The 13,463-nt window shown below is 51.6% G+C and carries 12 protein-coding genes; 4 read left to right on the top strand and 8 right to left on the bottom strand.

Annotated elements, in window-relative coordinates; all coding sequences use genetic code 11:
- Positions 1 to 420: 420 nt before the first annotated feature.
- Positions 421 to 2,085, top strand: coding sequence for a methyl-accepting chemotaxis protein (gene tsr / locus AC3ITF_RS19265; protein ID WP_115259543.1), 1,665 nt, complete (start codon positions 421 to 423; stop codon positions 2,083 to 2,085).
- Between the two features lie 82 nt (positions 2,086 to 2,167).
- On the opposite strand, the gene AC3ITF_RS19260 is transcribed toward tsr, so the two are convergent.
- The gene (locus AC3ITF_RS19260; RefSeq protein ID WP_096758428.1) at positions 2,168 to 3,529 is read right to left on the bottom strand and encodes an MFS transporter; all 1,362 of its coding nucleotides are present in this window, start codon (positions 3,527 to 3,529) and stop codon (positions 2,168 to 2,170) included.
- 213 nt (positions 3,530 to 3,742) lie between these two features.
- Positions 3,743 to 4,657 carry a GntR family transcriptional regulator gene (locus tag AC3ITF_RS19255; RefSeq protein ID WP_096758427.1) on the bottom strand — a complete coding sequence of 305 codons (915 nt, stop codon included), beginning with the start codon at positions 4,655 to 4,657 and terminating at the stop codon, positions 3,743 to 3,745.
- Between the two features lie 137 nt (positions 4,658 to 4,794).
- Between AC3ITF_RS19255 and AC3ITF_RS19250 the strand changes: the two genes are divergently transcribed.
- The gene (locus AC3ITF_RS19250) at positions 4,795 to 5,817 is read left to right on the top strand and encodes a zinc-binding alcohol dehydrogenase family protein (RefSeq protein ID WP_096758426.1); all 1,023 of its coding nucleotides are present in this window, start codon (positions 4,795 to 4,797) and stop codon (positions 5,815 to 5,817) included.
- A 46-nt stretch (positions 5,818 to 5,863) separates the two neighbouring features.
- Here AC3ITF_RS19250 and opgB read toward each other — a convergent pair whose 3' ends face one another.
- From opgB to AC3ITF_RS19220, 6 genes are all read right to left on the bottom strand, one after another.
- Entirely contained in the window at positions 5,864 to 8,155 is a 2,292-nt protein-coding gene (gene opgB, locus AC3ITF_RS19245) for a phosphatidylglycerol--membrane-oligosaccharide glycerophosphotransferase (protein ID WP_135912628.1), read from the bottom strand.
- 235 nt (positions 8,156 to 8,390) lie between these two features.
- Positions 8,391 to 8,879 carry a YjjA family protein gene (locus AC3ITF_RS19240; RefSeq protein ID WP_115259538.1) on the bottom strand — a complete coding sequence of 163 codons (489 nt, stop codon included), beginning with the start codon at positions 8,877 to 8,879 and terminating at the stop codon, positions 8,391 to 8,393.
- A gap of 68 nt (positions 8,880 to 8,947) precedes the next feature.
- Entirely contained in the window at positions 8,948 to 9,685 is a 738-nt protein-coding gene (gene dnaC, locus AC3ITF_RS19235; protein ID WP_096758423.1) for a replicative helicase loader DnaC, read from the bottom strand.
- Positions 9,686 to 9,687: 2 nt separating this feature from the next.
- Positions 9,688 to 10,227, bottom strand: a complete 540-nt coding sequence (dnaT, locus tag AC3ITF_RS19230) for a primosomal protein DnaT (RefSeq protein ID WP_096758422.1) — start codon at positions 10,225 to 10,227, stop codon at positions 9,688 to 9,690.
- Positions 10,228 to 10,349: 122 nt separating this feature from the next.
- Positions 10,350 to 10,823: a threonine/serine exporter gene (locus AC3ITF_RS19225; RefSeq protein ID WP_096758421.1), complete on the bottom strand. Its 474-nt coding sequence runs from the start codon at positions 10,821 to 10,823 to the stop codon at positions 10,350 to 10,352.
- Positions 10,814 to 11,590, bottom strand: coding sequence for a threonine/serine exporter family protein (locus AC3ITF_RS19220; protein ID WP_138140550.1), 777 nt, complete (start codon positions 11,588 to 11,590; stop codon positions 10,814 to 10,816). The genes AC3ITF_RS19225 and AC3ITF_RS19220 overlap by 10 nt, the downstream gene beginning before the upstream one ends.
- Before the next feature lie 456 nt (positions 11,591 to 12,046).
- Between AC3ITF_RS19220 and AC3ITF_RS19215 the strand changes: the two genes are divergently transcribed.
- Complete coding sequence (locus AC3ITF_RS19215; RefSeq protein WP_117342363.1) at positions 12,047 to 12,772, top strand: helix-turn-helix transcriptional regulator; 726 nt, start codon at positions 12,047 to 12,049, stop codon at positions 12,770 to 12,772.
- Positions 12,733 to 13,410 carry a DNA-binding transcriptional activator BglJ gene (bglJ, locus tag AC3ITF_RS19210; RefSeq protein WP_174360736.1) on the top strand — a complete coding sequence of 226 codons (678 nt, stop codon included), beginning with the start codon at positions 12,733 to 12,735 and terminating at the stop codon, positions 13,408 to 13,410. Before AC3ITF_RS19215 ends, bglJ begins: the two co-directional genes overlap by 40 nt.
- Positions 13,411 to 13,463: the final 53 nt, after the last annotated feature.

The raw sequence follows: 13,463 nt of genomic DNA, 5'->3' as shown, positions 1-13,463 counted from the left end.
TCACTTACTTTTGTAAGCTCCTGAGGATTCTCTCATTTGCCGCCTTCTTACAACTCGAATTATCTAGGGTACCGATTAATAATTGGCCGAAGCCGCGTGGGTTTGAGTGTGTGTTTGAGGAGATAAGTTGACTGCTATGTTGGGAGGATCTTGCCAGAGAATTACGCGCGTAAAGTAAGGTAAATATGTGAGTGGTTATATGTCAGCTTAAGCGGTCCCAAGTGTCAGCGAGCGGTTCCGGGGTGCGGTAAACGGGGATGATTATGTGATTGAGATCACTAAAAAACTCTTTTAGAGCCCTTACGGAAGGCGGTATCGCCGATTCGTCGATGCTGCGATCGATTCAGGAAGCACGAATTCCGTAAAGTTTTCTCTTTTCAGGCCGAAAATTCTGACATCTGTCTAGCGGAAAGAGAAAACATGTTAAAACGAATGAAGATTGTTACCAGCTTACTGCTGGTATTGGCGCTGTTTGGCCTTTTACAACTGGCCTCGGGCGGGTTGTTCTTTAATTCACTGAAGAATGACAAGGAGAACTTTACCGTTCTGCAAACCATTCGCCAGCAGCAGTCTGCGCTGAATGCGACCTGGGTTGAACTGCTGCAAACGCGAAATACCCTGAACAGGGCAGGGATCCGCTACATGATGGATCAGAGCAATATCGGCAGCGGTGCCACCGTGGCAGAGCTGATGCAGGTGGCGAGCACTGCGCTGAAAATGACCGAGAAAAACTGGGCAACCTATGAATCGCTGCCGCGCGATCCGCGTCAAAGCGAAGCTGCGTTCCAGGAGATCAATCGTACCTATGACATCTACCACGGTGCGCTGGCAGAGCTGATCCAGTTGCTGGGCGACGGCAAGATCAATGCGTTCTTTGATCAGCCGACACAAAGCTATCAGGATGGCTTTGAGAAGCAGTATATGAACTACATGCAGCAGAACGATCGTCTGTATGACATTGCGGTTGAAGATAACAACAGCTCTTACAGCCAGGCGATGTGGGTGCTGGCTTGCGTGCTGATTACCGTGCTGGCGGCCATTATCGCCGTCTGGTTTGGAATTAAGTTCTCGCTGATCGCCCCGATGAACCGCCTGATTGACAGCATTCGTCATATTGCCAGCGGTGACCTGGTGAAGCGCATCGACGTGGAAGGCTCCAACGAGATTGGGCAACTGGCCGAGAGCCTGCGCCACATGCAGAGTGAGTTGATGAGCACCGTGGGTGATGTGCGTAACGGTGCTAACGCCATTTACAGCGGTGCCAGCGAGATTGCGATGGGCAATAACGATCTCTCGTCACGTACTGAGCAGCAGGCGGCTTCGCTGGAAGAAACCGCGGCCAGCATGGAAGAGTTGACGGCAACCGTGAAGCAGAACGCCGAAAACGCCCGTCAGGCCAGCCATCTGGCGCTGAGTGCCTCTGAAACGGCGCAGAAAGGCGGCAAAGTGGTGGATAACGTGGTACAAACCATGCGTGACATTGCCTCCAGTTCGCAGAAAATTGCCGACATTATTAGCGTGATCGACGGTATTGCCTTCCAGACTAACATTCTGGCGTTGAACGCCGCAGTAGAAGCGGCACGCGCAGGTGAGCAGGGCCGTGGATTTGCGGTGGTCGCCGGTGAAGTCCGTAACCTGGCCCAGCGTAGTGCGCAGGCCGCGCGCGAGATCAAGAGCCTGATTGAAGATTCGGTCAGCCGCGTGGATGTCGGTTCAACGTTGGTTGAAAGCGCCGGTGAAACCATGGATGAGATCGTCAATGCGGTGACCCGCGTGACCGATATCATGGGGGAAATTGCCTCAGCATCTGACGAGCAGAGCCGCGGTATCGATCAGGTCGGTCTGGCCGTTGCCGAGATGGATCGTGTAACCCAACAGAACGCCTCGCTGGTGGAAGAGTCCGCTGCCGCCGCGGCGGCGTTGGAAGAACAAGCCAGCCGTTTGACCCAGGCCGTTGCTGTGTTCCGTATTCAGCACGATCAAAAGCGTCCGCGTGATGTTGCTGCCGTAAAACCGGCATCGACAACCACCCAGCCGCGTAAAGCCGTGGCGACGGATGCGGGTGAGAACTGGGAAACGTTCTAAGCCTGTGATGCCGGATGGTGCTATTGCTCATCCGGCTTACCGGGAAGGTATGTGTAGCCCGATGCTATCGGGCTACACGTCATTACTCCTGACGCGGGTCGCTAATCGGCTGGCGAACCAGGAAGATATAAGCGAACGCCCCTACCATCGTCACGCAACCACAGATAATCAGCGCCAGACGGAAAGAGTTGGTGGTATCCACGATAAATCCGGTGACAATCGGTGCGAACGACGCACAGATAAAGCTGGCAAAGTTCTGAATACTGCCCACGGACGCGGTCATACGGGAAGCCACTGCGACGTGGATCAAACCCCAGCAGGACGTGCCGGCGAAGTGGATGCAGAACAGCGCCATCCCAATCAGTAACACTGCGGCCATTGAGGTTGTCGCCTGCGGTACCACGAAGGTGAATGCAGCAGAGCAGAACATCCCGGCAATGATACAAATCTTACGACTCTTAATCGGCGCCATGCCGCCTTTCACCAGCCAGTCGGTGACAAAACCGTTAATCAGCATGCCAGCGGCGCCAAACAGGAACGGGATCGCGGCCATGAGCCCGGTACTTTTTAAATCCAGGTTATAGGATGTTTGCAGGTAACCCGGCAGCCAGGCCAGATACAACCATGCCGTGTAGTTGATGCCGCTAAAGCCTAGCATCATGCCCCACATGGTACGGTTACGGAACAGGCTGCGCCATTCGGCAAAGCTCAGCGGATCGCGGCGGGCATTGACGCTACCGGCGTTCAGGTACGCTTGTTCGGTGGCGCTCAGTTCAATCTGCTCGCGGTTGCGATACAGCATGTACCAGCCGATGGCGAGGAAAATACCCAGTACGCCGATAGTGATAAACATCCAGCGCCAGCCCATCACCAGCATCATCGCGGCCAGAATCGGTGGGCTAATGGCGACACCAATCGTTGAGGCAGCGTTGAATAATCCCATCGGGCGGCCGCGCTCTTTAATGTTAAACCAGTCGTTGATCACCTTCACGCCGCACGGGTTCATTGGCGCTTCACCAATCCCCATCCCGATACGTACCAGCACAAACTGAGTGAAGGTATGTACCATGCCGGACATCGCCTGAAAGAGCGACCAGAAGAACATGCCTAGCCCCAGCATAATGCGCGGGCCTTTGCGATCCAGCAGCGGACCGCAGGGCAGTTGCGCAATACCGTAAGCGAGAGAGAACACGGACAGCAGGATGCCGATTTCGGTTGCGCTGAGTCCCAGTTCTTCACGAATTGTCAGGTTAGCTACTGACAGTGAACTGCGGTCGAGATAATTAATGACCGCCGCAAAAAATAATAAAATCATTGCTGTGGTCTGAATACGTTTTATTCGACTGCTGCGTTGCACCATGCCGTCTGGCGGGACATTAATATCCGCAGATGACGAGGTGCCAAACGAAGAACTCGGGTCGAGGGTAATATTATTTTTTTCCACGCCGGACTCCTGAACCTCAATAATTTATTTTTACACGGTGCCAGACCGTGCTGTATTGAAAAATACCAGTGATAAATCACGTTATTCATCACCGCTCACGAAATTTTTTTAATGCAGTCGACTTAGCGTGAGCATAGGCAAGAGGTTTTTTCTGGCGTTTTTATTTTTATAAAATCGTGCTCCCGGTAGTGGTTTGCTGTTTTTTATCCGTTCTTAATGGGTGCTGTCACTGGTTTGATTGATAGAGCGAATCATCGATTGTTTGGCTGAATTCAAATGGTTACAGAGTGCCAGGGTGGCATCCAGGTCGCTGCGGCAGATCAGCGCGCTGAGAATGGTCATATGCTCATCGATGGCAATGATGTTGCGCTGCTTGAGGTCGCTTTCGTCCCACTGATAGTGGAAGTGGAAAATCACAGAAATTATCTCAAGTGACTGATTGAAAAAAATATTATCAGCAGCGGAAAGCAGCAGGGCGTGGAACTCGCGGTCTAACTGCGAGAACATACGAAAGCTACTGCCAATGCTGTCGCGCAGCATCCGGTGGCGCTCGAGCAGCGTTTTGGCCTGTAGCCAGCGCGGGTCGTTGTCGGGCAGATTCAGGAAATGTTGCAAAGAATGCGTTTCCAGCATTTCGCGCAGTTCGAACAGTTGTTCGGCATAGGCCTGGTCGAACTGCTTCATGCTCCACTGACCGCGTTTTTCGTTTTTAATCAGGTTGTAACGTTCGAATTTTAAAAGGTATTCCCGCACAACGACCGGGCTGACGCCCGCTGCTCTGGCAAGCTGCAGCTCGGAGAACGTTTCGCCTGCGCGCAACTGGCGCTGGTTAATCATAGTGAAAAAGGCCTGTTCAAAAATACGATTTTGCTCAGCCATGGAGGCCGTAGTGCAATCAAAACCGTCGTCATGATCCGGTTTGCGTACGATTACGTAGTGGCTACCCACCTGAGTCAGCACACCGCATTCAGCTAAATGGCCCAGCATATGGCGCACGGTGGTGCGGCTGATGTTGTACATCTCTGCCAGCGCGCTTTGCGAAGGAAGTGGGGAAGGAATATGACCCCGCGCCATATCATCAATTATCTGGTTAATCACATTGTGGCGTAGATTCTGTGAACGGCTCATGGCGTCTCCTTTTTACCTATTAAAACCCGATTTAAAACATTTTTATGCGTTGGGTTTCACAGATTATGTTTCTGCTTGCGCCAGTATTTTTATTTTCATCGATATCTGAGGCAACAAAAAAACAGGAGAGCAGAATCATGTCTACGATGAATACACTGATTTGCCAGGAACCCAAAAAATTAGTCTGGAAAGAACGTGATATACCTATTCCGGGTAATGGCGAAGCATTAATAAAAATAAAGTCTGTCGGGATTTGTGGGACCGATATTCATGCATGGGGTGGCAATCAACCTTTTTTCAGCTATCCACGCGTATTAGGCCATGAAATATGTGGGGAAGTTGTCAGTCTGGGGCGGAATATACAAAATCTGGAAATAGGCCAGCAGGTTGCGGTTATTCCTTACGTTGCGTGCCAACAGTGCCCGGCGTGCCAGAGCGGGCGCACCAACTGCTGCGAGAAGATTTCGGTGATTGGCGTGCACCAGGATGGGGGCTTCAGCGAATACCTGTCCGTGCCGGAGACCAACTTGCTGGATGCGCAGGGCATTGATCCGCAGGCGGCGGCGCTGATCGAACCGTATGCCATCAGTGCGCATGCTGTGCGTCGGGCTGCCGTGGTGCCTGGCGAGCAGGTGCTGGTGGTGGGAGCGGGGCCGATTGGTCTTGGCGCAGCGGCGATTGCCAAAGCCGATGGTGCACAGGTGGTGGTGGCGGATACCAGCCCTGCCAGGCGGGAGCATGTAGTCTCCCGCTTAGGATTACCGGTTATCGATCCCTCTGCTGAGGATTTTGACGCGCAGCTACGCGCGCAGTTTGACGGTTCTCTGGCGCAAAAAGTGATTGATGCGACGGGGAATCAGCATGCAATGAACAACACGGTGAATTTGATTCGTCACGGCGGCAGCATTGTGTTTGTTGGGCTGTTCAAAGGTGATTTGCAGTTTTCTGACCCAGAATTCCACAAGAAAGAAACCACCATGATGGGCAGTCGCAACGCCACGCCGGAAGACTTTGCCAAAGTCGGTCGCCTGATGTCGGAAGGTAAGCTGACGGCGGACATGATGCTGACTCACCGTTACGCGTTTGCCACGCTTGCAGAGATCTACGAGCGGGATGTGATCAACAACCGTGAACTGATTAAGGGCGTGATCACCTTCTGATAAGGTTGCCATGCAGCGCCCGGAGGTGTGTTGGGCGCTGCTTTTTTTATCCTTGCAGGTCCACGATTTTGATTTCAACCATTCCGATCCCCAGCTTACGCGGAGAGTGGCCCAGAATGTTGCCCTCGTTGGTAGCGACGGGATCGGGTGGGGTAATGACCAGCGTGTCGGCGTCTGCTGGGTTATCAAAATGCAGCGTGGTGGTGCTGACGTCATGGCTTAACACCAGCGTTTGTTCCTCGTTGCCGATGCGTACCAGGATGGGACGATTGGCGTTGTCACCGAACGCTTTGGCAGTGATCACCAGATCGAATTTCTTCGGTAACGGGGCGTTGTATTCGATCTTTACCTCGTCACTCAGCTGTGCGTTGGACCAGCGTCCCCAGGATTCGGGGCGCGAAATCCCGCTAAATTGTTTCACCTCTTCTGGCGCGCCGGCCACGTTAAAGACGAAGCTGTCGGCCTTGTAGCGAATATCGTTATCGACAATTTTCAGCGTATCGACGTTACCTTTGTAGCGCTCCATGTCGATCACCGTGTCTTTAAACGCGGTTTTACCTTGCCATTTGGCTTTATCGACGTGTTGTACAATTTGCTGCCCGCCCAGTTGCCCTTGTGATACACACCAGTCGGTGGAGAGCGCCAGTTCCGGTGCCCACAGTTGGGCCATTTTGTAGCAGCGGTCTATCCAGACAAAGTTATCGCGCGGGGCGAAATCCGCCAGCTGGAAGCGCAGCGGGGCAGAGTATTCACTTTCCGGCAGTGGCTCAACGCGTTGCTCCGACACGCGCAGCAGCAGCGGCAGGCGGAAGTGACTGCCGGAGAACGCGATCATGCTTTTGTCCGTGTCGACGGTGAATGCTTTCATCTCTTTGGGGAAATTCCACAGGCGAATAATATCGGGCTTCCAGGCCAGCATTTTCTCTTTGATGTTCAGGAATACTTCTGACACCGACTCGCTCGACAAGCTACTGCGTCCTAGACCGATAAAGTTATCGCCGCCGAGAATATCCAGGACGGTCGCGCCGTTATCCATCGTGTTGCGTTTCACCGCCAGCGTATCCTGCTGCGGCTTGTCGCCGCGTAGCACGAAGAACAGGTTGTTGCGATCCTGCTTGTTCAGGTATTTCCAGGCGGTGTTGTTCATCGCCAGATGATCGGAGGACACTACAATAACGGTATCTTTAAACCACGGTGACGCTTTGATCTTCTTAATAAACGCGGCAATGTTTTCCTGACTACAGCTGACTGCGCTAAATGACTGATTGGCTTTGCCATCGATGTCATAGCGTTTGCGGTTGCAGGTGCGCGAAATAAATCCATCCGGGTGATGAGTATCGACCGTCAGGGTAAACAGTGAAAAACGTTGACCAGACTGTGAAAGCTCTTCGAATTTTTTCCACGCTTCATCAAGGACGGTATCGTCGTAAAAGCCCCAGTCATTACGATAGGCCGGGTCCGCTACTACGCCTTTTAACTCTTCAGCGCCGTACAGATGATCAAAACCATGGGATTTCAGGAACACGTCTTTCCCGGCAAAGCGCAGATTTGCGCCCTGTACAAAGACGTTTTGATAGCCGGAGTTCTTCAGGATGTCGCCCAGGCAAATATTGTTTGGGAAGAAGCTGGAAACTGATGCCGAGGCGTTACCTTCAAACGGGGCAAACAGCGGAATGCCGCACTGTGAAGCGACCATGCCGGCGATGGTGTAATCCGTTCCCGGCAGCTGCATAGTATTGCTGAAATCCATCCCTTCGTTTTTTAATGCCCCGAGCTCCGGGGTCAGATCCGGGAATGCATCATTGTTAAAATAGGTGCGTTCCAGGCTTTCGCCGTAGATATATACCAGGTTCAGCTTCGGGTTGGGAATGGTTTTTGACGGCTCTTTGTAATACGCCGCAAAATCCGGGTCGCCATCGCGCGACTGGGATTTCACCAGTTCGGTTATCTGATGAAACGCCGGGCTGGCATCCACCGACGCCAGCGCCAGTAGCAGAGCCAGCAGGCTGTAACCCACGTGATGAGGATGGTGGCGACGACGGCGAAGCACCCAACCCAGCGCGCCAAACACGGTGGCCAGCGCCAGTGCAATCCCAATGCCTGGCAGAACATATTTGCCAAGGCCCGCGCCGGTCAGACTGTTGGTCAACGTGTACAGAACTGCATCGTTGATGCCGTCGCCGGTGAAATAGTCGCTGGCATACAGCGTGATATTCAGGACAATAAAAATCCCCAGCACCGTTAACGTGGCGGCAAACCACCAGGTGTTGCGACCCGCTTTCCAGGCGTAAATCAACACCGACGCGAGAAACAGAGTGATGGAGAATAATTCAGACAACGGACGATCCTCAGTAAGCCGGGTAAATACCTGGCAGGCTAATCATTTCTGGAAAGTACAATGTAATAGCGTTGTTACATTGCTGCAATTGTAGTGACATTTAATTACGTTGTTATTCAGAATTGGTTTAGATATGCAGGGTGTTGAAGGGGATTACTGATTATTTTGAGGAATGTTTGCGGGACATAAATTGATACCGCGCAGGCTGTGAAAAACCGTGCGCGGCATTTGTGCATCAGGAAATGAAGTTCATACCCTGTTTTAACACCAGATCGCAGGCCTTGGTTTTGACTTGCTTTGCCAGCGAGCTGTTACCAATCGTATCCAGATTTAGCTGTTGACCATCTTTGGCATTGAGCATGCCCTGAATGCCGTCCAGATAGTTGGTGTCTTTTTTCTGCTCCGTTGCGCCCAGGCCTAGTTTATCCAGCACCTGATTTTTGACGTTTTCGGTATCGGTGACCGAAGCCAGTTTCTGTTTCGCACAATATTCCAGAATCCCGGCTGCGTTGTTCATACTGCTGGACGTGAGCGACTGATTACTGCCGAGCAGGCTGGTCAGGGAAGAAAGTGAGCTGCTGCTCTGAGAGCCAGAGGTTTGCTTACTCAGTTCGCCAGCCGCGCTGGAGAGTGAATCCTGCCAGGAGGCGGCGAAAACGCTGGTGGAGATCAGCGTGCTGGCGGCAACCGCACAGCACAGAAATCGTTTTGTTGCTTTCATCATTATCATTATAGGTAACTCGTGTTATGCCTTTTCAGCGCAGTATAGCGCTGCTGATGTTAGGAATGGTCTCAATACTCTTTGCCTGTCACTCGGCTGCGATAACTTTCCCAGTTAAAAATCACCCACAGGCTATTGCCGAGCCGCATACGATCCATCACGCGCTCACCCAGCAGTTTGTTCATTTCATCTATATTGCTGTTTGTCAGCATGCCGGTCGGTCGCTTGGAGGAAGAGCGGCGATCGACGATCTGGTTGATGATCACTTTTTCATAGCGCGATTCGGTCTGCATGCCGATCTCGTCGATCACCAGCAGATCTACGTTGCTGAGATCGTTGAGCAGCTGTTCTTCGCTGGTTTCACGATTGCTGAACGTCTCTTTCATTGCCGACATAATGTCTGCCACGGTAATGATCAGCACTGACTTGCCGCGCAGCAGCAGTTCGTTGCAGATAGCGGCAGCCAAATGGTTTTTTCCGGTGCCAGGTTTGCCGGAGAAGATAAAGCTGGCGATATTGCCATCAAACTCTTCGACGTACTGACGGGCTTTGCTCAGGGCATTCATTTGTCCTTCGCACTCGACCCGATAGTTCTCAAACGAGCAGTTCTGGTGCAGCGGACGGATACCGGAGCGGTTAAACGTGCGCTGCATTTTCATGGCCCGGTTCTCGCGCGCCAGCGCCGCGGCATGAATTTCACCTTGTTCCTTTTGCCACGCCAGCAGTTCCTCGCCCGTTTTGAATGCGGGCTCGACATTGGGCGGCATCATTTTTTGCAGACGTTTCATCAGGTCGCCAACGTTTTTCATCGTTATCCTCTAAAACCCGGTGGAATATGACTGTCAGGTTCGCTGACACTGTTAACATCACGTTTGGGCATTCCGCCATTGCTGGCCCGGCCAATTTGTACGCTACGCGCGAGTTTTTGCTGCCACTGAACATGGTGAAAGATCTTGCCCTCTGCCTGCCAGTAGGCCACAAACGCGGCCAGCTCTTCGGCGGTGACCGGTTCTCTGAGCGCGATGCCCCATAGCGCGGCCTGTCGCTGAAAGTCAGCATCGGGCTGCCAGTCAGCGTACATCGGAAATTTCCCCATCGGTACGGCAACAGGTGCCGCTTGCGGCTCTTCGTAAAATTGCGCATCCAGCGTGATATCGCTTCCCGGACGTGACAGCTTCTCTTCGAGCGCCAGTAGTTCGGCCAGACGCGCAGGGGTTACGGCATAAAACGCGGGCGCATTATTGGCGAAAACGGCCACTGCGCCACCTGCTGACTTTGCCAGCACGGCCTGGTGATCGTGTAATAAGGCGTCAATACCGACGACGTCCGGAGTCAAAATTTTACAGGGCATAATGTTTCTCAATACTGAACAACAACCGAGAAGGGGACTGCTTTTATAGTAACACAGAGAAGAAGGAGAGCAGCAGGATGAGGGTGATTCCCCATCCGCTATGGTATTAAGCAGGTGCACCGTCACACGCGCGGGCGTTTGCGATACAGCCATAATCCCGGTACGGAAAGCCCGATGGACAGAGCCCCCACGATGGACGAGGCTTTCAGGAAGTTAGTCAGCAGGGTAATCATCAGCTCTTCGCTGTAACCGAAATGACCGATTTTTACCGCAGAGATCATCGCCGTGTATGCAGAGATCCCCGGAAACATGGGGATTACTGCCGCGACGGTAAAGACTTTCGGGTGCGCCAGATACCAGCGTGACCATTGGATCCCGATGCAGCCAATCAGTAATGATGCCATAAAGGTTGACCATTCGATATTGAGCCCCGCGGTCATCATCACCATGCGTGAACCGTGCCCAAGCGCGCCGAGCAGGGCACACCAGGGGAGCGCCCGATGCGGTACGTTAAAGACCATGGCGAATCCGACAGCCGGAATTGCAGACAGGATCATGTCCTGCAGCAGGGCAAAAATGAAATCAATTACACCCATCCGCGTAACCCCCACAGAGTCATCGACATCACTACACCAACGCAGGTTGCTAGCGTGAGCAGGCTGGCAATGGCCCAGCGCGCCAGCCCGGTATTTATGTGCCCTTTAAACATATCTGCGACCGCGTTAATCAATGGGAAACCTGGAACCAGCAGCAGCACGCTGGCCGCCATGGCAACCGTCGGCGTGTGATTAAACGTCGGCAACGTCAGCAGCAGACCGGAAATGGTGGTGGCGACAAAAGCGGTGACGCAAAAGTTAATTTGCGGATGCAAATGCCGGGAGGCCAGAATCTGGCGGATATACATGGCAATCATGCTGGCAAAAAAGGTAATAACCGCCCCATCCCATCCGCCATTGTTCAACTTACAAAAGCAGGCGCAGGACAGGCCGACCATCAATGAAACCAGCCATCGAGGGTAGCGCAGCGGTTTAATCTGACTAAAGCGTTTCTCCACGCCTTTGCCGTCCAGCAGCTTATGCTCGGCCAAAATGACGATGTGCTGAACTTCGGTTACGACGTGCATATTGATGCCGCGATCCTGATTTTTTCGGGTCGATGTCAGGCATTGTCCGTCTTTAATGGTGGTCAGGACGATAGCATTAGAGGAGATGGCGCTTTCTACGCTATCCATACCAAGCGCCAGGCCGAGGCGGGTAGAGAGTTCGTCAACCAGCGCGCTTTCCGCTCCGTGTTGCAATAAAAATAGTCCGCATTGTATACATAACCGTGTAACCGTTCGCTGTGACGACTGCTCTGTTTGCATGGCTCGCTCTGACTGAAAAGATGCACTCTGGATAACGACTGTCTTCTTTTTATCATGAAGCATGATCCCGCTGGCTCTGGCTAAGATCAATCTTTGTGTTGAAAAAAGAGGCAGAGCGGTGAGTTTTGCCGATGTACGGCTCTCTTTTCTATGCTATAGGGTTAACTTCCCTGGTGCGGTTATTCCTGTGTGCAGCAATTACGTAAGTAGCGCTAATAAATTAATGTAGATATTTTAATTGTACAATTAATGTTCCTCTAAGTGATTATGTCAGGATGGTTTTATAGTGTGATGCTATTAGGATTGTAGTGTCATCACTTTTTCATATATTTAAAATAAAAACCAAGGATAAACAATTCATACTGTCTATCTTTTTTACCTGCTGTCTTATTGTTTTTTTATTTATGAAAGAATTTCAGGTGAACAAGATTGCGGACAGGTGAATATGGAGGATTTATGTTGCCAGGACGCTGCAAGAACGCAATTATCATTAGTAAATTACCAATCATACAAACTGGGCTTAAAGGGGTGATGCAAGGGCAGTTCTCTGATTATGAACTGACGTATTGTCGCTCCGTAGAAGAACTAACTTTGCTGCAGTTGCGCTGCTCTGACCTGGTGATAGCCGACTTAACCAGGGACTGTAGTAATCCGCGTGCAATCTGCGATCAATACTATTCTTTACTGTCTCAATATCGCGATATCCACTGGGTTTTTCTCGTTTCACGCCTGTTTTATCCTCTGGCTGTTGAGTTGCTCATGTGTCCTGTCAGCTCACTCTTATCTGATGCGGAACCCATTGAGAGTCTGGTGAATGTTATTCATTCGGGAAATACCCGGGCCGAGAGAATCAGTAAGGTGCTGCTCTCTCCGCCAATTATCCCTGAATTACAGGATCACAGCGCTCGGTCAATTGTGCTCACCCTTTCTGAAAGAAAAGTGTTACGGCTACTCGGAAAAGGTTGGGGAATTAACCAGATTGCGATGTTACTAAAGAAAAGTAATAAAACAATTAGCGCGCAAAAAAATAGCGCGATGCGTCGTTTATCAATCCATAGCAATGCAGAAATGTATGCATGGATAAACAGTTCTCAAGGAGCACGAGAGCTGAACTTACCTTCAGTTTATGGAGAGACCACGGAATGGAAAGCAGAAATAACAAAAGCAATGTCGCACTGGTAGAAAAGTGCGCAATGAGTCGTGTAGGTATTAAGAGTTTATTTAATACCATGCCAGATAGCCCATACCATCTTTATCAGTTTTCTAATCAGCCGACCTTTAGCCAGGAAATGTTAAAAACGTCTTTTTCTGCGGTCATTTTTTCACTTTCAGCGTTAAGAGCGGATCGCCGCGCAGGGCTGGTCTACCTGACGGAACTGGCGGTCAATTACCCGCGTATCCGGCGCGTGGTGATCGCTGATGATGATGCTGAAGTGCGATTAATTAGCTCGCTTTCCCCGTTGCCGCTGGATGGGGTCATCAGCAAAGCATCATCATTGGATGTATTACAGGAAGGGCTACTCGCAGCCTTGAATTGCGCCAAACGGGGAGTCGAAGGGACAAAAAATCACTGGTTTGTTAACCAAAACCGTATGTTAAGCCCTACTGAGCGCGAAATACTGCGTTTTATGTCGAATGGATACTCGATGCCGCAGATCGCCATTCAGCTTGAACGGAACATTAAAACCATTCGGGCGCATAAATTTAACGTGATGTCTAAACTGGGTGTGAATTCTGACGCCGGACTCCTGGATGCCGCTGATATTCTGCTGTACCTGCGTGCCGGGGAGCCAGCGCCTTTTCTCCATGCGGTTTCGTAACGGGGCGATTACGCGTGTGCCGGATTCACTCTCCGGCACCTGGGTGGGTATTC

This window comes from Citrobacter sp. KH_055_1 (assembly GCF_057838705.1).
This window is presented reverse-complemented; position numbering and strand designations above follow the sequence as displayed.